At 31.8% G+C, this 23,269-nt stretch carries 24 protein-coding genes, 1 pseudogene and 1 riboswitch; of the genes and pseudogenes, 17 read left to right on the forward strand and 8 right to left on the reverse strand.

Annotated elements, in window-relative coordinates; all coding sequences use genetic code 11:
* The first annotated feature begins 44 nt into the window (after positions 1-44).
* From ACK2WN_RS06665 to ACK2WN_RS06700, 8 genes are all read left to right on the forward strand, one after another.
* Positions 45-548, forward strand: coding sequence for a PTS sugar transporter subunit IIA (locus ACK2WN_RS06665; RefSeq protein ID WP_300529737.1), 504 nt, complete (start codon positions 45-47; stop codon positions 546-548).
* A gap of 3 nt (positions 549-551) precedes the next feature.
* Positions 552-1,481: a 1-phosphofructokinase gene (pfkB, locus tag ACK2WN_RS06670; RefSeq protein ID WP_416155162.1), complete on the forward strand. Its 930-nt coding sequence runs from the start codon at positions 552-554 to the stop codon at positions 1,479-1,481.
* Between the two features lie 49 nt (positions 1,482-1,530).
* Positions 1,531-2,796, forward strand: coding sequence for a zinc-binding dehydrogenase (locus tag ACK2WN_RS06675; protein WP_416155163.1), 1,266 nt, complete (start codon positions 1,531-1,533; stop codon positions 2,794-2,796).
* Positions 2,797-3,005: 209 nt separating this feature from the next.
* Complete coding sequence (locus ACK2WN_RS06680) at positions 3,006-3,932, forward strand: 1-phosphofructokinase family hexose kinase (protein WP_416155164.1); 927 nt, start codon at positions 3,006-3,008, stop codon at positions 3,930-3,932.
* Between the two features lie 61 nt (positions 3,933-3,993).
* Positions 3,994-4,160, forward strand: a riboswitch (Lysine riboswitch).
* A 109-nt stretch (positions 4,161-4,269) separates the two neighbouring features.
* Positions 4,270-5,898, forward strand: a complete 1,629-nt coding sequence (locus ACK2WN_RS06685) for a Na+/H+ antiporter NhaC family protein (protein WP_300529730.1) — start codon at positions 4,270-4,272, stop codon at positions 5,896-5,898.
* 426 nt (positions 5,899-6,324) lie between these two features.
* Positions 6,325-6,549, forward strand: coding sequence for a pirin-like C-terminal cupin domain-containing protein (locus ACK2WN_RS06690; RefSeq protein WP_416155165.1), 225 nt, complete (start codon positions 6,325-6,327; stop codon positions 6,547-6,549).
* A gap of 60 nt (positions 6,550-6,609) precedes the next feature.
* Positions 6,610-6,897 (forward strand): GNAT family N-acetyltransferase, encoded by a 288-nt coding sequence (locus ACK2WN_RS06695; protein WP_416155166.1) that lies wholly within the window; start codon positions 6,610-6,612, stop codon positions 6,895-6,897.
* A 26-nt stretch (positions 6,898-6,923) separates the two neighbouring features.
* Complete coding sequence (locus ACK2WN_RS06700) at positions 6,924-7,631, forward strand: HAD family hydrolase (protein ID WP_300530853.1); 708 nt, start codon at positions 6,924-6,926, stop codon at positions 7,629-7,631.
* A 47-nt stretch (positions 7,632-7,678) separates the two neighbouring features.
* Here ACK2WN_RS06700 and ACK2WN_RS06705 read toward each other — a convergent pair whose 3' ends face one another.
* Both ACK2WN_RS06705 and ACK2WN_RS06710 read right to left on the reverse strand, forming a co-directional pair.
* Positions 7,679-8,323, reverse strand: coding sequence for a TrkA C-terminal domain-containing protein (locus ACK2WN_RS06705; protein ID WP_040410454.1), 645 nt, complete (start codon positions 8,321-8,323; stop codon positions 7,679-7,681).
* Between the two features lie 202 nt (positions 8,324-8,525).
* Positions 8,526-8,870 carry a RidA family protein gene (locus tag ACK2WN_RS06710; protein ID WP_006440265.1) on the reverse strand — a complete coding sequence of 115 codons (345 nt, stop codon included), beginning with the start codon at positions 8,868-8,870 and terminating at the stop codon, positions 8,526-8,528.
* Positions 8,871-9,241: 371 nt separating this feature from the next.
* On the opposite strand from ACK2WN_RS06710, the gene ACK2WN_RS06715 reads away from it, so the two are divergent.
* From ACK2WN_RS06715 to ACK2WN_RS06725, 3 genes are all read left to right on the forward strand, one after another.
* Complete coding sequence (locus ACK2WN_RS06715; RefSeq protein WP_416155167.1) at positions 9,242-10,144, forward strand: DMT family transporter; 903 nt, start codon at positions 9,242-9,244, stop codon at positions 10,142-10,144.
* Positions 10,145-10,429: 285 nt separating this feature from the next.
* Complete coding sequence (locus ACK2WN_RS06720) at positions 10,430-11,620, forward strand: MalY/PatB family protein (RefSeq protein WP_416155168.1); 1,191 nt, start codon at positions 10,430-10,432, stop codon at positions 11,618-11,620.
* Positions 11,621-11,680: 60 nt separating this feature from the next.
* Entirely contained in the window at positions 11,681-12,889 is a 1,209-nt protein-coding gene (locus ACK2WN_RS06725; RefSeq protein ID WP_416155169.1) for an MFS transporter, read from the forward strand.
* Positions 12,890-13,497: 608 nt separating this feature from the next.
* Here ACK2WN_RS06725 and msrA read toward each other — a convergent pair.
* On the reverse strand, positions 13,498-14,451 hold the full coding sequence (gene msrA / locus ACK2WN_RS06730; protein WP_416155170.1) for a peptide-methionine (S)-S-oxide reductase MsrA: 954 nt from the start codon (positions 14,449-14,451) through the stop codon (positions 13,498-13,500).
* A gap of 280 nt (positions 14,452-14,731) precedes the next feature.
* Between msrA and ACK2WN_RS06735 the strand changes: the two genes are divergently transcribed.
* Positions 14,732-15,931, forward strand: coding sequence for an alanyl-tRNA editing protein (locus ACK2WN_RS06735; protein WP_329998482.1), 1,200 nt, complete (start codon positions 14,732-14,734; stop codon positions 15,929-15,931).
* A 27-nt stretch (positions 15,932-15,958) separates the two neighbouring features.
* Positions 15,959-16,273: a hypothetical protein gene (locus tag ACK2WN_RS06740; RefSeq protein WP_300530835.1), complete on the forward strand. Its 315-nt coding sequence runs from the start codon at positions 15,959-15,961 to the stop codon at positions 16,271-16,273.
* A 171-nt stretch (positions 16,274-16,444) separates the two neighbouring features.
* Here ACK2WN_RS06740 and ACK2WN_RS06745 read toward each other — a convergent pair whose 3' ends face one another.
* A complete protein-coding gene (locus tag ACK2WN_RS06745; protein ID WP_416155171.1) occupies positions 16,445-16,738 on the reverse strand; it encodes a hypothetical protein in 294 nt (97 codons plus the stop codon).
* Between the two features lie 305 nt (positions 16,739-17,043).
* Here ACK2WN_RS06745 and ACK2WN_RS06750 point away from each other — a divergent pair, with 305 nt between their 5' ends.
* Both ACK2WN_RS06750 and pyrE read left to right on the forward strand, forming a co-directional pair.
* On the forward strand, positions 17,044-17,202 hold the full coding sequence (locus tag ACK2WN_RS06750; RefSeq protein WP_006440273.1) for a hypothetical protein: 159 nt from the start codon (positions 17,044-17,046) through the stop codon (positions 17,200-17,202).
* A gap of 86 nt (positions 17,203-17,288) precedes the next feature.
* The gene (gene pyrE, locus ACK2WN_RS06755; RefSeq protein ID WP_006440274.1) at positions 17,289-17,972 is read left to right on the forward strand and encodes an orotate phosphoribosyltransferase; all 684 of its coding nucleotides are present in this window, start codon (positions 17,289-17,291) and stop codon (positions 17,970-17,972) included.
* Between the two features lie 219 nt (positions 17,973-18,191).
* Here pyrE and ACK2WN_RS06760 read toward each other — a convergent pair whose 3' ends face one another.
* From ACK2WN_RS06760 to ACK2WN_RS06770, 3 genes are all read right to left on the reverse strand, one after another.
* Positions 18,192-18,431, reverse strand: coding sequence for a helix-turn-helix domain-containing protein (locus tag ACK2WN_RS06760; protein WP_118549108.1), 240 nt, complete (start codon positions 18,429-18,431; stop codon positions 18,192-18,194).
* Entirely contained in the window at positions 18,428-18,856 is a 429-nt protein-coding gene (locus ACK2WN_RS06765) for a sigma factor-like helix-turn-helix DNA-binding protein (protein WP_118549107.1), read from the reverse strand. Before ACK2WN_RS06765 ends, ACK2WN_RS06760 begins: the two co-directional genes overlap by 4 nt.
* 228 nt (positions 18,857-19,084) lie before the next feature.
* Positions 19,085-20,527: an MFS transporter gene (locus ACK2WN_RS06770; RefSeq protein ID WP_118549106.1), complete on the reverse strand. Its 1,443-nt coding sequence runs from the start codon at positions 20,525-20,527 to the stop codon at positions 19,085-19,087.
* Positions 20,528-20,658: 131 nt separating this feature from the next.
* On the opposite strand from ACK2WN_RS06770, the gene ACK2WN_RS06775 reads away from it, so the two are divergent.
* Complete coding sequence (locus ACK2WN_RS06775) at positions 20,659-21,537, forward strand: helix-turn-helix domain-containing protein (RefSeq protein ID WP_118549105.1); 879 nt, start codon at positions 20,659-20,661, stop codon at positions 21,535-21,537.
* A 247-nt stretch (positions 21,538-21,784) separates the two neighbouring features.
* Here ACK2WN_RS06775 and ACK2WN_RS06780 read toward each other — a convergent pair whose 3' ends face one another.
* The gene (locus ACK2WN_RS06780; RefSeq protein WP_416155172.1) at positions 21,785-22,456 is read right to left on the reverse strand and encodes a helix-turn-helix domain-containing protein; all 672 of its coding nucleotides are present in this window, start codon (positions 22,454-22,456) and stop codon (positions 21,785-21,787) included.
* Positions 22,457-23,003: 547 nt separating this feature from the next.
* Between ACK2WN_RS06780 and ACK2WN_RS06785 the strand changes: the two are divergent.
* A pseudogene (locus ACK2WN_RS06785) lies at positions 23,004-23,075 on the forward strand (hypothetical protein); the annotation flags it as partial.
* Positions 23,076-23,269: the final 194 nt, after the last annotated feature.

The raw sequence follows: 23,269 nt of genomic DNA on the forward strand, positions 1-23,269 counted from the left end.
AACGGAAACTTAGACTAAATATAAAATTAATGGAGGAAATAAAAATGTTATTTGGATTTGGAAAGAAGAAAAAAGCTCAGCAGGAAGTTAAAGATATAAAAAAAGAAGTTGTTGAAAAGAAACCCTTATTAATGAAGGAAAACATAGTGCTAAATTGTGAAAGAATGGAAAAAAACGACACTATAAGAAAAGTTGGTCAGATACTTGTAGATTCTGGATATGTTAAAGAAGACTACATAGAAGGAATGTTAGAAAGAGAGCTTACTTTCTCAACTAATATGGGGAACTGCATAGCACTTCCTCATGGAACAAACAATGTTAAGAAAGAGGTTTTAGCATCTGGGATAGCAGTTCTTACATTCCCTGAAGGAACAGACTGGGGTGGAGAAGATGTTAAGTTAGTAATTGGTATAGCTGGTGTTGGAGATGAACACTTAGAGATACTAGCAAATATAGCTACTAAATTAGTAAGCATGGAAGAAGTTGACAAACTAGTTAACGGAAACAGTGTGGATTTAATATACGATACATTTATGAAGGAGGACTAATCGATGATAGTTACAGTTACAATGAATCCAGCGATAGATAAAACTGTCGACATTGGAAAATTTGAACACGGTGGACTTAATAGAATAAAAAATGTTGAAATCGATGCTGGTGGAAAAGGAATAAATGTTTCAAAAACAATAAAAGAACTTGGTGGAGAAACAATAGCTACAGGATTTATAGGTGGCACTGCAGGTCAGTTAATAGAAAATGTACTTAATGAAATGGGTATAAAAAACGACTTTGTAAAAATAGAAAGCCCAACTAGAACAAATACAAAACTAGTTGAAGAAGGTGGAATAGTTACAGAGTTAAACGAACCTGGACCAGTTATAACAGAAGAAGCTATGAAAGAACTTTTAGCTAAGTTAGAAGGATATGCATCTGAAGAAACTTTATTTGTACTTGCAGGAAGTGTTCCAGCTAGTGTAGATAAAGGTATATATGGAAAAATAGCAGATGCAGTTCACGCAAAAGGAGCAAAAGTGTTTATAGACGCTGATGGAGAATTGTTTGTAAAATCTCTGGATTCTAAACCAGATTATATAAAACCTAATAATGTAGAACTTGCAGAATTCTTCGGTGTAGAAGGAGATATAACAGTTGAGGATACTGTAGGTATGGCTGAAAAATTAATGGCTAGAGGAATAGAGCATATAGCTGTATCTATGGGAAAAGACGGTGCAGTATTTGTATCTAATGAAGAAAAATTCAAATGCAAGGGATTAAAGGTTAAAGCACATTCTACAGTAGGTGCTGGAGATGCAATGGTTGCAGCTATTTCTTATGGAGTAGAGAAGGGACTTTCTTATAGAGAAGCAGCAAAACTAGGTGTTGCAACATCTGCAGGAGCTGTTACTACTATAGGAACAAAACCACCTACAAGAGAAGTTGTAGATGAACTTTTAGCACAGGTTGAATGTGAAGAAATATAAGCTATCAATAATAAAAAATTATAGATAAAAACTTAGGAGGAATTTGAAAATGAAAACAAGAGCAGTACGTATGTATGGGAAAGAAGATTTAAGATTAGAAGAGTTTGAATTACCAAAAATAAAAGACGATGAAATATTAGTTAAAGTAATGAGTGACAGTATATGTATGTCTACATATAAATTAGTTGAACAGGGTAAAAAACATAAAAGAGCTCCACAGAATATAGATACAAATCCAGTAATAGTAGGACACGAATTTGCAGGGGTTATAGTTGAAGTTGGTGAAAAATGGAAAGATCAGTTTAAACCAGGACAGAAATTTGCTCAGCAGCCAGCATTAAACTACAAAGGAAGACTAGATTCTCCAGGATATTCTTATGAATTCTGCGGTGGTGCTTGTACTTACTGCATAATGCCTCACGAAGTTATGGAATTAGGATGCCTTCTTAACTACGATGGAGATTCATTCTTTGAAGCATCATTAGGAGAACCAATGAGCTGTATAATAGGTGGATACCACGCAAACTACCACACAAATAAGAAAAACTACAACCACGCTATGGGTACAAAAGTAGACGGTAATATATTAATAATGGGTGGATGTGGTCCAATGGGACTTGGAGCAGTTAGCTACGGACTACAGTTCGAAAATAAACCGAAGAGAATAGTAGTTACTGATATAAGTGACGATAGAATAGCAAGAGCAAAATCTGTTATACCTGAGGAAAAAGGTGCAGAAAAAGGAATAGAATTAAAATATGTAAACACAGCTAAAATGGAAGATCCAATAAAAGAATTAATGGATTTAACTGATGGACATGGATTTGATGATGTATTTGTATATGTTCCAATAAAAGAAGTTGCAGAAATGGGAGATAAATTATTAGCATTTGACGGATGTATGAACTTCTTCGCTGGACCAACAAATAATCAGTTCAGCGCTGAAATAAACTTATACAACTGCCACTACACAAGTACTCATATATTAGGTACAACAGGTGGAAATAACGACGACCTTATAGAAGCTAATGACTTAGCAGCTAAAGGTTTAATAGAACCAGCAGTTATGGTTACTCATGTAGGAGGAATAGATAGTATAGCAGATGCTACACTTAACCTACCAAACATACCAGGTGGTAAAAAACTTACTTATACTCAGATAGACATGCCTCTTACTGCAATAGATGATTTTGAAGAATTAGGAAAAACTAGTCCACTATTTGCTAAACTTGATGCAAGTTGTAAAGCTCATAGAGGATTATGGAATGCAGAAGCAGAAAAAATATTATTCGACCACTTTGGTGTTGAATACTAAAATTTTGTAAGCCTCTATTCAAATTTTTATATAGACTGTGAGTTTTGTTGTTTTGTTCATAGTCGAAATTCTATCTAAATGATGCCGCTTCGAAAAAAGTTTTTGAGGCGGCATTTCTTATTGATGAAAATAATATGAATTATGTTATACTTTATATTGAGTGGAATTATAATAATTTTTATTTTTTTTATTTTATAAGGAGAGGAAAAATGATAATAACGGTATCTTTTAATCCTGCTATTGACCAGACAATAGATGTCAAAAATTATGAGTATGCAGGGATGAACAGAATTGAGCATTTTGAAGTAGATGCGGGTGGAAAAGGAATTAACGTCGCTAAAAACTTAAAGATTTTAGGTGAGGAGCCTACAGCACTTGGATTTATTGGAGGTAGAACAGGTCAGACTTTTAAAGAGATGATCAGCAATTTACAGATAAGAAACGATTTTACTTATATCTATGGAGAAACTAGAATTAATACCAAAATTGTAGAAGAAGACGGAACTATAACTGAGTTTAATGCAGCAGGTCCTGAAATTTTACAAGACCGTATAAATGAGCTTATGATAAAAATAGACGGATATGCTACAGAAAACACATTATTTGTTATATCTGGAAAAGTTCCTCCAGGAGTGGATGCTAATGTGTTTAAGAATATAATCAAATTAGCTCATAATAGGGGTTCTAAGGTGGCAGTAGACTCAGCAGGTGCATTATTTGCTAAGGCTGTTGAAGAAAAGCCTGAGATTATAAAAGTTAAGCTTAAAGACATAGAAAGAGTTCATGAAAAGGAAAATATGAACGACGAAGAAATAGTAGAAGTAGCAAAAAAATACATAAACGACGGAATAAAATACGCTGCTATATCTATGGGTGAAAGAGGTGCAATTTTTGCAAATGATAAGGAAGTGTTCAAGTGTAGCTTTGCAAAAGTTAAGACTCATTCCACAGTAGGTGCTAGTGATGCACTTTTAGCAGGATTTGTATACGGAATAGAAAATAGAATGGAATTTGAAAAAACTGCTAAATTAGCCACTGCTATGTCTGTAGGTGCTGTTATGACAATAGGTACAAAACCATCATCAAGAGAGATGATAGAAAAATTATATGGAGAGATAAAAGTGACGAAATTTTAAATTTACTATTGACAGTGAAGTTTTTAGATGATAAAGTTTAATCATCAACTTAATATTATCATTAAATGATAGAGGCGCGGTACTTATCAGTACATAATAACTTAAGCAGGGCAGCTGTTATTATCGAAAGGAAATACCGCCGAAGTTCAGATTTTGCACCGAAATCTGTTCTGGGGTATCGTAGAATATGCGATACACTGTCACATCGAGTGGAGCGCTATCTTGGTTAAATAAAAGGACTTCCCTTTTTAAATTGTAAATACAGCCATAAATGCTATATTCTTTGTGATATATCATTTGTGGTTTTTTTATTGTTTTAAAATGGGAGGATTTATAAATGAGAAATTCGAAAAAATTATTTAGAATCATGACGATGTGTCTTATGATTGTCATGATGATGTCAGTAACAGTATTTGCGGAAGGAGAAGCGACTGAGTATGTACCAAAATTATACTCTACAGCTTGGGCACTTGTTCCGCCAGTAGTTGCAATAACACTAGCACTTATAACAAAAGAAGTTTATAGTTCATTATTCGTAGGTATAGCAGTTGGTGGTATATTCTACGGAGGTGGAAATTTTGAAAGAACAATAACACATGTATTAAACGACGGACTTATAGGAGTTCTTTCAGATCCATACAATGTTGGTATATTAATATTCCTAGTTATATTAGGGGCTATGGTAAGTTTAATGAACAGAGCAGGTGGTTCTGCTGCATTTGGTAGATGGGCAGGACAGCATATAAAAACAAGAGTTGGTGCTCAGATAACTACTATAATATTAGGATGTTTAATATTCATAGATGACTACTTCAACTGTTTAACAGTGGGTAGTGTTATGAGACCTATAACAGATAAACACAATGTATCTAGAGCTAAATTAGCTTACTTAATAGATTCAACTGCCGCTCCAATATGTATAATCGCACCAATATCATCTTGGGCAGCTGCAGTAACTGGATTTGTTCCTGGTGAAGATGGTCTTTCAGTATTCGTTCAGGCGATACCATTTAACTTCTACGCATTATTTACAATAATAATGATGTTAGGTTTAGTTCTTTTAAAAGTGGACTATGGCCCAATGAAATTACACGAAGATAATGCTAAAAAAGGAGACATATTCACAACAGGAGCAAGACCATATGCTTACAATGAAGATGATGGTAAAAAAGAAAATACTAAAGGTCATGTTTTAGATCTTCTTATACCAATATTCTCTCTTATAATATTCTGTGTAATTGGTATGATATACACAGGAGGGTTCTTCTCAGGAGAAAGTATAGTAACAGCATTCTCAAATGCAGATGCTTCAGTTGGTTTAGCACTAGGAAGTTTCTTCGCACTAGTTGTTACAATACTACTTTATGTACTTAGAAAAGCTCTTACATTTAAAGAATGTATGGATTGTATACCAGAAGGATTTAAATCAATGGTTCCAGCAATAATGATATTAACATTTGCTTGGGCTTTAAAAGCTATGACAGATAGTTTAGGAGCAGCTCCATTTGTTGAAGGAATAATGAAAGGTAATGCAGAAGCTCTAATGAACTTCTTACCAGCAGTTATATTCTTAGTTGGATGTTTCTTAGCATTTGCTACAGGTACATCTTGGGGAACATTTGGTATACTTATACCAATAGTTGTTGGTGTATTTGCTAATGACCATCAGATGATGATAATAGCTATATCAGCTTGTATGGCTGGGGCTGTATGTGGAGACCATTGTTCACCAATATCAGATACTACAATAATGGCATCTGCTGGATCTCAGAGTGACCATGTTAACCACGTTTCAACTCAGTTACCATATGCTATGACAGTAGCTGCAATATCTTGTATAACTTATGTAATAGCAGGATTTACAAAATCAGCAGTTATATCATTAATATTTGGAGTTATAGCAGTTTTAGGAACATTAGCATTTATAAGAAGTAGAGAAAAAGCTAATGGAACTTATATAGAATAAAACCACGATTAGATATATGATTGAATTCAGATAAGATTAAAGTTGATGAGAGTTTGATTGTTAATAAGCTTGTTAGAATTTTTTAATTGATTTATTGATTAAGAAATTAAAATATAAATGATTCACTAACCAAAAGGAACCGATAGAACTGGGAACTCTATCGGTTCTTTTTATGTATATTTATAGTATGAGGGTTGTCATTCTTCTTTAAATATATCATTCCCCTCTCCAGGCTTCAGCTACGGCAATTTTGCCTCCGCCTGCAGATTGTCGAGGGGATACGATATATTTAAAGAAGAAATAGACAACCCTTATATTATAAAAATATACATAAATAAGAACCTTCAATCGTTTTTAATATAGCTACGGCGAATACCTCCGCTTGGAGATTGGAGAGGTGGATAAATATAAATATTTTCGTTTGAAATGAGTAATTGTATTTTTATTGGGAATATATATATTAAAAAGGGGGATAGTGTTTATATAAAGAATGGAGATGAAAAAGCGCAGGTTCTTTATATAAGTTCAAAGGCATTAAATGAACCTATATCTTGGGCTGGACCTATAGTTATGAATTCTAAAGAAGAAATTAAAGAAGCTTTAGATGAGCTAAATAAGGGTATATTTATAAAAGAAAAGTTAGAATATTAATTAAAAAATAGAATAAAGATAAAGAAAGAATAGAATAAAAATAAAAAAGGAGAGATCGTTATGATAAGAATAGAATATCAAGCAGATAAAAAGAGAGCAGTTGCTTTAGATACAGATAGAGAAGATAAGAGAGTTGGAAAGATAAAATATGTTGAGCAGGACGGAAATTGGGTAGTGAATAGTACTTTTGTCCGTCCAGATTATACAGGTCAGGGAATAGCAGGTCTTTTATTAGCAGAAATAGTTAAGCAAGCTAGAGAAAAAGGTGTTAAAATAGTACCTGAGTGCTCTTATGTTGAAAGTGCTTTTGAGAGAAAGGAAGAGTACGCTGACGTTTGGGCAAAATAAGTATTTTGAGAGGTAAAGTATTATAAATGAAGTTAAATGAATTTAATAAGCAGAGAACTGAGAAATTAAAGGGGAATTTAAAGGCCGTGGTGTTTGATATGGACGGTCTTATGTTTAATACAGAGTGGCTTATAAAGTATTGTTGGGATGTTACAGGAAAAGAAATGGGATATGATAACTTTGGAGATAATATATACAATACTTTAGGTATGAACTACAACAGAAGAAGAGAGTATTTTTTAGATAAATACGGAGAAGACTTTGATTTTGAAGGTTTTACGGATAGATATAGAGAGGTATCAGCTGATTATTTAGCAAAAAATGGAACTCCGGTTAAGAAGGGGTTAATTAATATTTTAAAGTTTTTAAAAGAAAATAAAATAAAAATGGCTGTTGCTACATCTTCTAGTAGAAAGTATGCTATGTCAAAAATATGCGATGTGGGTATTGAAGGATACTTTGATACGATAATTTGTGGTGATATGGTGACTAAATCAAAGCCAGATCCACAGATTTATAAGATGGCATGTGATGGTTTAAGCGTTGATTATGCAAGTTGTATAGCATTTGAAGATTCTCCAAATGGGATAAGATCAGCATATGCAGCGGGAATGAATCCTATAATGATTCCAGATTTGTTGGCTGATGCACCAGAAGAAGTGGAAGAGATGCTACTTGCAAAGCTAGAGGATTTGGATGAAGCAGTAGAATTTTTAAAAAAAGAAATTTTATAAAAGATAAAAAATAAGCCTCCTAAGACATTGGTCAAAGGAGGTATTTTTTATTTTTGTTCTTCTTTGTCGTCATTTCCATATAGGAACATAGGTACAGAGTTGAATATATGTTTATCTCCAACTACTAGTAAAGTATCTCCCTCCATAAATTCTATATATGGCCCAGGAGAAATTATAAGCTCGTCGTTTCTCTTGATTGCTACTATTGTACCACCAGTATTTTGCCAGAACTTAGTTTTTCCAGCATCCTGACCGATATACTTACATTCTTTAGTAAGCACAAACTGAGCAGGAACAAGAGGGTTTATTATCTCGAGTCTGTTTGAATAATCTAAGATTTTATTGATTGTATCTAGAATATTGTCTTCGATTTTAGATTTTGCATCTAGAAGATCGTACAAGTCTGACTTATAAGATGAGATATTTGTAAGGTCCTGATATTTTTTAATAAAAGAAGATGCTTTAGCAGATGAAAGTACTATAACACCCTTTCCTTTAATACTTTTGACAACTCCTATGTCTTCAAGTATTTTCACAGAACGTCTAACTGTTTCTGGAGATACATTGTATTTTCCAGCTAGAACAGAACGACCATATAAAATTGAATTTTCTTCTACTTCACCTGTATATATCTTATTTGCTATATCTAGAGCGATTTTTTGATATATCGGCATTGTGTAATTACTATCCATTAAATCACCCACTTTTAAATAATTATAATACTTCTATTTTATAATATTTTAACAAATTTGTCTAGATATTGGCAACAAATAAAAATGTAACTATGTAAATATTTTAAAATAAAAAAGGCGAAATAATAGAAAATGTAAAAAATTCGTATTAAATCGCCTTCAAAAAATTAATATTTAAATGTTCAATAGTTTAGAGTATATACTATTTTTCAGCAGCAACTACACTCATTTCAACAAGTAGATGTTCTCTAGCAAGTCTAGCTTCAACACAAGCTCTAGCTGGTTCGTGTCCTTCTTCTACCCATGCATCCCAAACAGAGTTCATCTGTTCGAAGTCTTTCATATCTCTTAAGTATATTGTTACAGAAAGGATATGTTTTTTATCTGATCCGTAGTTTTCTAATAATTCTTCAACTTTAGCAAGAACACCTTTAGTCTGTTCTATTATATCTCCTTCTCCGCAAGTCTGTCCGCATAGATATATAGTATCTTTGTGTTTTACAACTCTGCTCATTCTTCCAGTGCCTTCAAATCTTTTTATTGACATAATTTCGCCCTCCTTAAAATAATATGCTATAAAATTATAATATATATGTAAAAAATAATCTAGTCCAAGAATAAAAAATAATAAACTAATAAACAAAAAATAATTGAGAAAAATAAATTAAAATTGTATTTAATTGAGAATTTTTATCGTGGAAAACGATGTTTGACAATATTTAGCGCATAAATCTTAAAAGTTTAAAAAATTGTGTAACTTGACATTAAAGAGGGTAAAATATAAACTAATAAAGGAGTTTGATTTTAATATATAGATTTTACGGTTTGCATATGTAAATAAAAAATCCTATATTGAATCAATTAAATTCGAGATTATTTAAAAGGGATTAAAATATAATTTTAAAATGGAGGAAAAGTATGGAATCAAGTAACAGATTAAAAGGTGTATTCTTTATAATACTATCTGCAGCTGGGTTTGCGGGAATGTCTGCTTTTGTAAAATTAGCAGGTGATTTACCGAGCTTTCAGAAGGTATTTTTCAGAAATTTAGTGTCTACAGTAATGGCACTTTATCTAATAATAAAACATAAGGGAAGTTTTACAGGAAAGAAGGAAAATAGAAAGCTTTTACTTATGAGATCACTATTCGGAACTTTAGGAGTGATATTCAACTTCTATGCGATAGACAAGCTTATACTATCAGATGCTAATATGTTAAACAAGATAAGCCCATTCTTAGTGGTTATCTTAAGTGCTATCTTCTTAAAAGAAAAAATAAATATAAAGCAAATTTCAATGATAATGATTGCATTTGTAGGTGCGTTATTTATAATAAAGCCTACATTTAGCGTGCAAATAGTACCTTATTTAGCTGGTATACTTGGAGCTATATCTGCGGCATCTGCGTATACTTGCCTTAGAGCTATAGGAAACAAAGAAGATTATTATACAATAGTATTCTTCTTCTCAGTATTTTCTATAGTTTCTATACTGCCAATAGTGGTTATGGTTTATGAACCGATGACATTAATGCAACTTGTATATATGCTTATGGCTGGTGTATGTGCTAGTATAGGACAGTTTGGGATAACACTGGCATATAGATTTGCTCCAGCGAAAGAGATTTCTATATTCGACTATACAAATATAATATTCTCAGCAATTTTAAGTATAGTTATATTTGGTGCGTATCCAGATAGATGGAGTATTTTAGGATACTGTATAGTATTTGCTGCTGCGCTTTATATGTTTATGTATAATAGAAAGCTTGATAGAGAAGAAAGAGCAAAACTTGAGAATAAATCTATGAAGTGCAGTTAGATTCAATAATAGCTAATGTAGAATTAGCAGAAGAAATTTGCTACAAATAAAATATAAGAATTAATTTTTATAAAAGGGAGATATTCTTAAATAAAAGAAGATCTCCTTTTTTAAAGCATATTTTTAATAAAATTTATAATGCTATTGATAAAATCTATAAAACAAATAGAAATTGTTTATCAATAAAATTTTTTAAAAACCTTAACAAAATTATCACAAATGAATTATAATAATAAGAGAAAAGTCAAAAAATTTATAAAATAAAAATATGGGGAGATGGAAAAAATGGGAAAATATAATTTTGACGAATATGTAGAAAGAAGAAATACAAACTGTACAAAATGGGACAATCTTGATAAGACATTCCCAAGAGCTAAAAAAGACTCTATACCTATGTGGATAGCAGATATGGACTTTGCAGTAGCAGATCCAATAGTAGAATCAGTACATAGAGTGGCTGATAGAAAAGTATTTGGTTACAGCACAAGAGAAACTGATGAATTTTATAACGCTGTTTTAGGTTGGTACAAGAGAAGATTCGACTGGGAATTAGACAGAGAATCTATAATGTTCTGTGGAGGAGTAGTTCCTGCAGTAGCACTTTTAATAAGATTATTAACAGAAGAAGGAAATGGTGTAATTATACAAAGACCAGTTTACTACCCATTCACAAATAAGATAAAAGAGAACAATAGAAAAGTTGTAAATAACCCTCTTATATACAAAGACGGTAAATACACTATGAACTTTGAAGATTTAGAAGAAAAAGCAGCAGATCCTAATAATAAATTAATGATACTTTGCTCACCTCACAACCCAGTAGGTAGAGTATGGACTGAAGAAGAGCTTAAAAAAGTTGTTGAAATATGTAAAAAACACGATGTATTTATAATAGCTGACGAAATACACAATGACTTAGTAAGAAAAGGACATAAACACATAAACTTACAGAAATTATGCCCAGAATATAGAGAACACATAGTTACTTGCTTAGCACCTAGTAAGACATTCAACCTTGCTGGTATGCAGATGTCAAACATAATAATAAATACTCCAGAGCTTAGAGAAGCTTGGTTAAAAGAAGTTCCAAAGAGTGGAGCACAGCACAATCCTAATCCATTCTCAATAGAAGCTATTATAGCTGCATACAATGAAAGTGAAGATTGGCTAGATGAATTAATAGAATACTTAGATGCAAATGCTAAATATGTAGAAGAATTCGTTAAAGAAAACCTTCCAAAAGTTAAAGTAACTCCATTAGAAGGAACATACTTAATGTGGTTAGATTTCAATGAATATGGAATAAGCGCAGACGAATTAGAAACAATAATGCTTGAAGAAGCTGGATTAATATTCGACGAAGGTACAATGTTTGGTGAAGAAGGAAGCGGATTTGAAAGAATAAACATAGCTTGCCCAAGATGTATATTAGAAGAATGTATGAAGAGAATACACGAATCTTTTAAAGATAGATAATTAAGCTTTGGGAAGATATAAATAGGGGATATGCCTTTAATTTTTAAAAAGGCGGAAAATATGGAAACTATAAGAGTAATAAAAAAACTAAATAGAAATATGAAAATGTTCTTGATTGTAAATCTGATTGAATGTTTTGTTATGGGAGTTTTCAATACATTCGTCGGAATATATCTGAAAGAGATCGGATATGGAGAACATTTTGTAGGATATGTATTATCCATAAATACGTTGGTTATTGCGTTTGGCTCTGTTTTTAGTGCATATCTATTGGAAAAAATAGGTAGAAGATATAGCTTTATGCTAGGATTTTTATTTACTGCAGCTGGTAGTATAGGAATTATCTTTGTTCATAGCAAGATACTGATACTTCTTATGTCTGTTGCTGTAGGGTTTGGTCTTAGTGTAAGGGCGACTGCGGAGGGAATGTTTATAACCGAAAATACTCCTGAGGAAAATAGGGTTGCTGTTTTCAGCCTTAGTTATGTAATCTACAACTTAGGATATGTTTTGGCTACGTTTTTAGGTGGAGTAATTTCATCTTATATGGCACATGTTGTCGATTCAAAAACAGCAGTTCAGATAATTTTCGTAATATCTACATTTATGTCTTTAATAGCGATAATTCCTATAGCGCTTATGAAAGATCCTAAAAACCATGTTCCTAGAGATATGAAGGGATGCTTTAAAGCTTATAAGAATATAATGAAGAAAAATGTAATAGCATTTATGATTTATTACGGAATTATTGGAGTTGGAGCAGGTCTTGTTGTTCCATTCTTCAGTATATACCTAAAATATAGTATGAATATAAGTGATGCAGTTGTAGGTAGTATTTTATCTATATCTCAGTTTGGATGCATCGTTGGTGGTATGGTTATACCATTTTTAGTATCGAGAATGGGAAGAGCCAGAACAGTTATATTCTGCCAGCTTATATCAATACCGTTTCTACTATCAATAATGTTCCCTCAAGGGCTTATAATGCTTACAATAGCTTTCTTTATGAGAAATGGTCTTATGAATATGGCTACACCTGTTATGCAGAATCTTGAGATGGATCTTATTGAAGAAGATGAAAGAACAAACTTGAGTAGCTTAGCTGCAGTTGTTCAAAATCTTAGTAGAGCAATTGGTATTACTGCTGGTGGATTTATAATGGAGCATATCTCATACAATGCGCCGTATTTTGTAACTGTTGTACTGTATGTGATAGGAGTACTAATATTTAGAAGTATTTATAAAAGTGATTTAATAGGAAAGAAATAAAAATTTGGGGACTGTTGCATAAATTGCAACAGTCTTTTTATTATAATAATCTTTTATGAATTTACTACCTATATAATAGTGGATAAATCAAAATTTACCAAAAACTTTGTCACTATGCGAAGCATATGAGATATAGACAAACTCCTCTCCAGGCTTCAGCGTGCGTGTAAGTAATATGTATTGTTGTGAATAAAATACACGCTTGCAGATTGTCGAGAGAGCTTTGTCTATATAACTCATATGCTACATACCATCAATAGATTTGGTAAATTTTGATTTTATCCACTTTTTTAGTTAGTAAATTTATAAAAGATTATTACTAACAAAAGAAACTTATTGCAATATTATACTAACAGTTTCCAAATTTTTTTCAAAATCTTACAGTTTGTAAACTTATTGAAATATTAGAATAAAGTAATTACACTTTATTTTTGAATAGATTTATAATTTTGATTTATACTATCTTAACAGATAATAAATTTATAAAAGCTTAAACAAGAAAGGGACTGCTACAAGATACGTAACAGTCCCTTTCTTTAGGGATATAATTAATTGGTTTTATAGTTAAGTATGTGAGAATACCTACTAACAAGTTTAATGTTTGAATTTTATTCAAATATTTTTAAATATTCTCCGTATCCTTCTTTTTCAATATCTTCTTTAGGTATGAATTTAAGTGATGCAGAGTTTATGCAGTATCTAAGTCCGCCAAGTTCTTCTGGACCGTCATCAAATACGTGTCCTAAGTGAGAGTTTGATACTCTACTTCTTACCTCAGTTCTAAGCATTCCCATAGAGAAGTCAGTTCTTTCTGATAGAGAATTGTTTTCTACAGGTTTAGAGAATGCTGGCCAACCACAACCGCTTTCAAATTTGTCTTTAGAAGAGAATAATACTTCTCCACCAACGACATCTACATATATTCCTTCTTCAAAGTTGTTGAAGTAGTCATTTTCAAATGGGCACTCAGTCATATCATTCTGAGTAACTTCAAACTGAATATCAGTAAGTTTTTCTTTTAACTCATCTCTATCAGGTCTACTTCCATCCCAAAATGCTTTAACAAAATTGTATCTTCCAGAATTTTTGTAGTACATATTATAGTGCCGAGGTTGTTTTTTGTAGTAATTCTGATGCTCTGGTTCTGCATTGTAAAATGTAGTAGCATCAATTATTTCAACTGATATAGGTCTATCAAATCTTTTGCTCTCATCTAATTCTTTTTTAGACTGTTCAGCTATTTTTCTCTGTTCTTCATCGTGAACGAATATAGCTGGTCTATACTGAAGACCTCTGTCAACAAATTGCCCATTAGAGTCAGTTGGATCTATCTGTTTCCAGAATACATCTAATATATCGGCATAATCTATTAGAGAATCATCATAAGTTATTTCAATAGCTTCATAATGTCCTGTAGTTCCGCTGCATACTTCTTTATATGTAGGGTTTTCTGTTTCACCACCAGTGTATCCAGAAATAACCTCAAGTATTCCATCATATTTAGAGAATGGTTTTACCATACACCAAAAACATCCTCCTGCAAATGTAGCTTTTTTTATCATATATTTACACATCCTTTGTAATCTTAATTAATATTAGATAAATTAAATTGTAATTTATCTTGAAAACTTAAAAAATCTTATATAAGATATATTCCCAATGAAAATGTTTTTAAACAGGAAAAATAGAAATTGTTTAAATTTTATCTTCTTTAAATATAGATGTTTTTATTTTTAATAAATGATATAATATTATTATTGAAATTACAGAAAACTATGAAAAAAGAATAAACTTTTTTAAAATAGTATTAAAAAAGAAATTGCTAAAGAAAGAGATGGAAATATGGAAAAATTATACTACACAGATAGATATAAAAAAGAATTCAATGCAAATGTTGTAGAAATTTTAGAAAGAGAAGGCAAGTACTTAGTAGAATTAGATCAAACTGCATTTTTCCCAGGTGGAGGCGGACAGTTTTGCGATAGAGGTACATTAAACGGAATAGAAGTTGTAGATATGCTTGAAGAAAATGGAAAAGTATATCATATAATAGAAGAAAATTTATCTGATAAACAGGTAAAAGGTGTTATAGACTGGGATAGAAGAGAAGATGGAATGCACCAGCATTTTGGGCAGCATGTACTTTCTGGATGCTTTTTTACAAAATACAATAGAAACACTTGTGGATTCCATTTAGGTGAGGATATAAGCACAGTTGATATAGAAGGCGAGTTTACAGATGAGATGCTTTTAGAAGTTGAAAAAATGGCAAACGATGTAATTCGCCAAAACATACACGTAGATATATTTGTTCCTTCAAAAGACGAATTAGAGGATACTTGGACTAGAAGAAAGCTTCCAGATACAGCAGAGGAGATTAGAATTGTTAGAATAGGGGACTTAGATACTAATGCTTGCTGTGGATGCCATCCAGAGTACACAGGAGAGCTAAGACTTTTAAAAATAAAAAGAACAGAAAAATGCAGAAATGCTACAAGAGTAGAGTTCTTAGCTGGAAAAAGAGCAGTTGACTATGTATTAAAAAGAGATGCCGTTATGACAAGTCTTTGTAAACATCTTAGTTGCAATGAAGAAAATATAGAAAAATGCGTTAAAAATATTGAAGAAAAATGCGATGAAATTATACATCAGAAAAATATGCTAGAAGATGAGTTATTAGATTATAGAATTAAAGAATTAGTTGAAAAAGCTGAAATAATAGGTGATATAAAACTTATAAAAGCTGTATTTAAAGATAAAGACAGTAGGTATTTAAACAAAATGATAAAGAAAATTACAGAAAATGAAAAAATGGCTGTTATGTTTTTAAATGAAGTCGGAAATAGGATAAATGTTGTATTTGCGTACACTGAGGATATAGATGGACCTAGTATGTCAGATATATTAAGAAGTAATATCTCTATTATAGAAGGAAAAGGTGGAGGAAGTAGATACTCAGCACAGGGTGGCGGAGTAAACAACGGCAAATCAGATGAATTTATCGAAGAATCTTTTAAGATGTTTTTAGCTCATTTTGAGTAGTTTTAATTGGGAAGGTGGAATTTTAAAATGGAAAATTTAACAACTATTATGTATGTATTTTTAGGGTTGGATGTATTATCAATAGGAATTATGTTTTTATTGAAAAATCTTGGATCAAATAAGCTTGTTTTTAATGCAATAGGGCTATATATGTTTGTTCTATGTGTGCTTTTATTCTCAGTAGTGCCTAGTTCAAATATAGTGTTTAAGCTAGTTTCAGCGGTATTATTTGTTCCAGGGGTAATAGCGTTTGTTATGAAGGATAAGGACTTTGGAAAAGCAAGAATACTTATGACTATAACTATGATATTATCTACAGTAGGACTATTTATGGTTAAATAATTAAATAAAAAGAGTGGTTTACTTACATCATACAAATTTAAACCACTCTTTTTTTATTTTAATTTATTTTAATCATAAATAGTCCTATTTGTATTTATATCTATAGTTATAGGAATAAGTATATCTTTAAATACAGGAAAAATTTTGTAGCTTTGTTTGGTTATTGTAAAGTTAGATTAGTTTTGAGAATACGACAAATACTATCAGTACAAGTAGTATAGCGTAGAATATTTTTATGTAGCCGCTTCTTCCTTTGGGAGCAGTGTTTTTGATTTTTTGTTTTCTAGCTTTTGTCTTTTGGTCTTTTTTAGCTTGTTTGAATTCTATTATTTTTCCGTCGTTCGTAGTTTTCTTCTTGCCTTCGTATATGTTTACAGTCATAGATTCATTTAGTTTTTTCTCTCTTTTTTCTCTATCTATAGAATTGAAGTCGATTGTTTTCGAATTTTTATTATCTTTATCCATCGGAAAACCTCCAAATATTTTTTAGTATTATAAAATACTTTATAACTTATTCAAAAATATATCAAGTGTATTTATAGGAAATTGTTGAAAAGTTAAGCAGAAAAAATTTATACAAATTTAATAAAATTCTTATCAAAAAATCGAACAAAAATCTTGAAATCGAACGTATGTATGGTATAATAGAATTAACAAAAGGAACAGATGTTCTATAAAAGAACAGAACAATTTTACTAAAAAATGTTTGCAAATATATTAAATTGGGAATATTAACATACATAAAATTTTTTTGAGGAGAGGATTTTATCATGGAAAGAGAAAGAACATTAAGAGAAATAACTTTTTCAAATTTAGAACATGGAGAAGTAACTTTATACGAGTTAAATGAGATATATGAACAATTAGGATTTTATTTTGAGGTTAAAAGAGGGCAGTTTAAAGGAATGAAAAAGGAAAGGGTCCATTAATAGCCAAAGTTAGAGAATTGAAATAATCGCAAATCTGTGGTAAAATTAAAAAGATTTAAAAAGCTACAGATACGGAGGTTGTAAATATGGAAGCATATAAAGAACAATTTATAGACTTTATGGTTGAAAGCAAAGTATTAAAATTTGGAGAATTTACATTAAAGAGTGGAAGAAAATCACCATTCTTCATGAATGCTGGTGCTTATGTAACAGGTTCACAGTTAAAAAGACTTGGAGAATACTATGCTAAAGCTATACATGATAAATATGGAGATGATTTCGATGTGCTGTTCGGACCAGCTTACAAAGGTATACCACTAGGTGTAGTAACAGCAATTGCATATAGTGAATTATACGGAAAAGAAGTACGTTATTGCTCAGATAGAAAAGAAGTTAAAGATCATGGTGCTGACAAAGGTGGATTCCTTGGAAGTGAACTTCAGGATGGCGATAGAGTAATAATGATAGAAGACGTAACTACATCTGGAAAATCTATGGAAGAAACAGTTCCAAAAGTAAGAGGTGCAGCAAACGTTGAAATAGTAGGACTTATGGTATCTCTAGACCGTATGGAAATAGGAAAAGGCGGAGTAAAATGCGCTTTAGACGAAGTAAAAGAATTATATGGATTCGACACAAATGCTATAGTAACAATGGCAGAAGTTGTAGAATACTTATACAACAAACCATGCAACGGTGAAATAGTAATAAACGACGAAATAAAAGCTGCTATAGACGAATACTACAAACAGTATGGAGCAAAAAAATAATAATAAATTAAAGTAAAAAAAGATATATTAATATAAATTTTATATCTAATTTTCAATCATCCGCATAAACACTATACATTCAAGCATTTTGAGGTATAGAAAAACACTCATTTTACCACGAATTTACCACGATTGAATGAGCCTTGATATGACAATAAAATTACTATGGGAGATAGCACAAATAACTGTGTATCTCCCGATTTTCTTTTATACAGCTGATTACTTCACTCGTATTTCAAATTTCAAGATTGCTTTCATCATGTCTGTATAAATTTCTCCCTTTAGTTCTTCATCAACCTGCATAATGATTTTACCACTTTCAGAGTGGTAAAAAGGACGCAAGCATAACTTAGAAATATAAGCGTCATAAAACTTCAAAATTTCTCTGATTGCCACTTCATCTCCGCTTGACGCTCTGCAAATCAATTCAAGAGAGGGATAGCCATAATCTTTGCTCATTCTTTTAACTTCCTTTCGCTTAAAAGCGTTTTTAACTTCTTTAGTCCTCTACTTCTTCTGCTAAAAATAGCAGAACGTGACACATAGTACAGTTCTGAAATTTTTCTGTCGTTCATGCCTTGAAAATAACGCAATAAAATCGCACTACGCTGTTTTTCTGACAGTCTATGTAAAGCTGTACCGAGTGTTTCATCAGATACATAAATAGTAAAGTGCAAGACTTTAAATGATATACAATCATAAAAACAGGTATCGTTCGTTCCACGTTCAACTTGTTTCGTTTCTGCCATTTCACAAAACAATACTTCACGTTTAGAACATCTTGCAAGCTGTCTGTGTCGACTTTTTAATTTGTTCTTAATGACAATCAACATTAAAGAATTAAACTGTAATCTGACGATATGCTCGAAAGAAGATGTCCTCATAATCTCACCCCCCTTTCTGCTAATGCTGAAATATATAAACGGAATACCGCCTATACCATTTAGAAATACAAAAAAATGGTAAGAAAAAAGCCCACACAAAACATATATTTGTGCGAGCCTTAAATACTGTAATATTACTCTTTATCTTATAACGCTATTCCTTTTTATCAGATTTCAAATTTTCTTTTATCTCTCATTTTTTAGTCCTCTCATTTTTCATATCCTTAATCAAATATTATTTTCGTTTTTATCTTTATACATTTTTTTAATCAACCTAAACCCTGTTAAACAAGCTCCTAATAAGCATATCACTACTAAAATTATATAAACGTGTTGCATACCATAAATAAAGAACTCATCATGCCCAGCTACATAGTCTGATACTCTGTAACCTGCAATATTGCTCATAAAAAAGTACAGTAGAGTAGTAGATAAAGTTATTCCAACAGTCTGTCCTAAATTTCTCACTAAGGAATTTACGCTTCCGACAATACCGAGTTTACTTTTAGGACACGTTGACATGATAAGAGCATTGTTAGCAGGCTGAAAGATTGCCTGTCCAACTGCCATAATTGCAACAAATATAGCGAATAAAATAGTAGGAGAGGTTTCTGTCAGCCTTGACATTAAAAAGAACCCTAAACTCAATACTAACAGTCCAGTAAAAATAACCTTTTCAGACGTTACTCTATCAGAAATACTTCCAAATATTGGGGAACAAATTGCCAAAACCAAAGGGGATAGCATCATAAACAAGCCCGCATGGAATGGGCTTAACTTCAAAGTATTTTGCAAATAGAATGGTATTAAAATACTAGATGAAGCTATGCAGATAAAAGATGTTAATGCACACCCTAGATTGATTGAAAATTTTAAGTTTCTGAATATATCCAAATCCAAAAGTGGTTGATGTTGTTTCTTTTCCACATGAATAAAAAGTATTGCCAAGATGATAGATATGCCGATACAAACCATAATATACGGATTTAATTGTTCTGTCTGTTGCGATAAAATCAATGAGCCAAAGAACAAAAGTGTAACAGCAAACTGTAAAATAGCCCCTAGTACATCCAAATGTTCATGTTTTTTCTCCCCTCTTGGTAGGAACTTTAATCCCAATATAAATACGCTGATACCAAATGGAACATTGATATAGAAAATATAATTCCATTCAAATACAGACAAAATCATTCCTCCTATTGACGGTCCGACCATATTTCCTATTGCAACAGCAGTTACTAAAATACCTAAGGCTTTTCCTCTACTTTCTTTCGGAAATAGTTCAGTAATGATACCGTGGTTATTCGCCATATATGCCGAAGCTCCTATCCCTTGTAAGAATCGACATATAATCAGGACAACAAAAGAATTACTTAAACCGCATAACAAAGATGACACGGTAAAAAGGACAGTTCCAAGTTGAAATATTTTTGATTTTCCACAAATATCTCCCAAGCGCCCCCAAAATAATATCGTTGAACAAATAATAATAGAATAACTGGCGATTACCCATTCAACAGCCGATATAGTTACATTCAGTTTTTCTGAAAGGACAGGCAGTGCTACATTAACAATACTTGAGTCTAACGTAGCCATAAAAGTCATTGCAATTACAGCGATTAGAACAATTTTTCTTTTTGTCGTTTCACTATGAATTGATTTATTATTCATAACAATTCTCCTTATTAGTATTATTTTGTGATTTACAATGCAAGCCACATATAATATAATAGGTATATATGCATATAATTTCAACAACTACATTGCTATATATTAGCACAATTTTGATATACGAGGTCGTTATGAATAATAAAGATAATTATTTTAACAGGGTAGGACAAGAGAGCTTTGTTGATATTTTTAAAAAAGCAGATATTAAAAATGGACAAAACTTCCCTAGACATTGGCATGAACATTTACAAATTTATTACTTTATCAGTGGAACAGCTAAATTAGAGTGTGGTAAAAGTAATTTTAAAGTACAAGCTAATGATTTAGTCATTGTAAATCCTAATGAGTTACATTATTTAGAAAGTACATCAAATAATTTGGTTTTTTATACCATAAGGTTTGAACCCTCTTTCCTTTTTAGTAATCATGTAGATTTATTGCAAACAAAATATTTAACTCCTATTACTTTAAATAGGATTGAATTTAACAATTTAATTCGAGATGATACAGAGCTAATAGAGTTAGTAAAAAAAGTCCTAATGGAATACTTCAATAAAAAAACAGGTTACGAATTGGCAATAAAAGCATGTATTTATTATTTGGTAGTTATACTATTAAGAAACCATGTTCAGTGCATTCTTACACAATCAGAGTTAGTTGAAAAAGAAGCTACCCTTATAAGATTTCAACCTGTATTTGAAATGATTGAGCATAAGTATAATGAAAAAATAACATTATCCGAACTTGCAAATATAGTGGGATTAAGTGTTCATCATTTTTGCCGTAGTTTCAAACAATTAACAGGAAAAACTACAACTGATTATATAAACAATATACGCTTAGATAAATCAATCTACTATTTGAAACAAACAGATTATAATATCACAGAAATTGCTTTAATGTGTGGATTTGAAAACAGCAATTATTTTAGTCGAATATTTAAAAAGTATCATTCCATTTCGCCTAGTCAATATAGAAATTCGTATAGAAATTTAGCCGTAACTACATAAGTGGCTACGGCTAAATTATTTTGTTTATACAATCCTCCAGTTGCTATCTTTATGAAGCGTCAGTTCATACTGCGATACTTGTGTTGCTTTTGTCTGATTTACCACAAATCAACTTTTATCCTTTTTTGCCTCTTGATTACCCACCACAGAAAAGAAAAAGCCCTGTCAAGAGCCTTGCCACCATTGGTGGTGCTTTGCACTCTTGATCGGGCTTTTTGTTTGCTGTATCTTTCATGCAAGAGGAAAATCAAAGTCCTCTGTTCCATTTCTCTTTTAGATAATCTTCATAGTCCACCTCATTGAAATCTGATTGTGGCGAAGTGTCGGGAATGTTGTTCCTGTTGTCTATATCCGCAAGCTGACGGAATATCCAATCATCATAAGGGTCATGGTATTTATACTCTTTGGGCTGTTCTCTGTATCGGTCTAACCCTCGCATTTCCTTATGTACTTTCATCATGCGTTCTATTTTTTGACGTTGTATCAACTGTTTGATTTCCATAAGTTCTTCAATTTCTACAACCTCATTAGAAAGATAATTGCTGATGTATCTAATCAATATGGTTTCCATGTAAAATCTGTATTCGTTTTCATTATCGAAAAATTCATTTTCAGACAGATAATCTAAAGAAACATTAAAATCTTGTTCCCGTTTGATAATATCCATGATATATGGCTCGGTATGGTCGATATACTTCCATTCTCCCGATAACAATTCATTGGGCGTTACACCCAGCACGTCCATTATCTTCTCTAACGTATCAAAGGTAGGATAATTCACACCTCGTTCAATCTTGGAAAGGCTCTGCATATTGATACCGATTTTGTCCGCAAGTTCTTGTTGTTTCATTCCTCTGTGTTTTCTTATGGTTTGTATGTTCTCTCCTAAGAAACTGATTTTCTTTTCATAATGCTCCATAACTTAGTATAACCGCTCCTCTCGTTGCTTTTATTGGTATTTATAAGCATATCATACTTAATATATATCTAAAAGTCAACAAAAACTTCTTGACAAGTAATTCTAATGGCGTTATTATCGTATCAGATAGAGTGATTAAGCACGCTAGGGTCAATCACACGCTTGAGTAAGCATATAGAATAGATATTTTCACTTTGATAGCATGAATAAGCATGGACTATCAGACCGAAAATAAGGTTTCTGACTGGGGCTGTTCCGTTTAGCCACGAGCCTTACAAGGCTCGTGAGCGTTAAGAACGGGGCAGACACAGGAAGAAAAGGAACGCCTTTAGGCGTTCGTAAAGGGCGTATATGTAACACCGCCCTGCGTATACATGTCATAGTACCTAGAAACTGTGATAAATAAAGGAAAAAACACGATTTTTACCCCGCAAAAAAACGGGGCATACGAAAGGAGAAATGCACTATAACTACACACAAAAATTTATCCGTTAAGATTGATTACATCAGCATTGTATTTGAAACGGCAACCGCTGAAGATGTAATCATGCACATTTTAGATTTACCGACTGACATTTTCAATGTTTATCCAGCAACGACAAAATTCAAGACTTATCAAGTGAACTGCTACCCGTAGAGTGGACTGTCAAAATAAATAAAAGTTAAATTTATCATCCAGCAAGGTATTTTCCTTGCTGGATATTTTTATTCTTAAGGAAATTATAATAATTTAAAACTGTGGAAAACTTGTGTACAATAGTAATATGAATGTATTGAAAAAGCGAAAAGATGAAAAAATAATTAATAAAATAT

Source organism: Peptacetobacter sp. AB800 (genome assembly GCF_047807365.1).
In the GTDB taxonomy this organism is placed as follows: domain Bacteria; phylum Bacillota; class Clostridia; order Peptostreptococcales; family Peptostreptococcaceae; genus Peptacetobacter.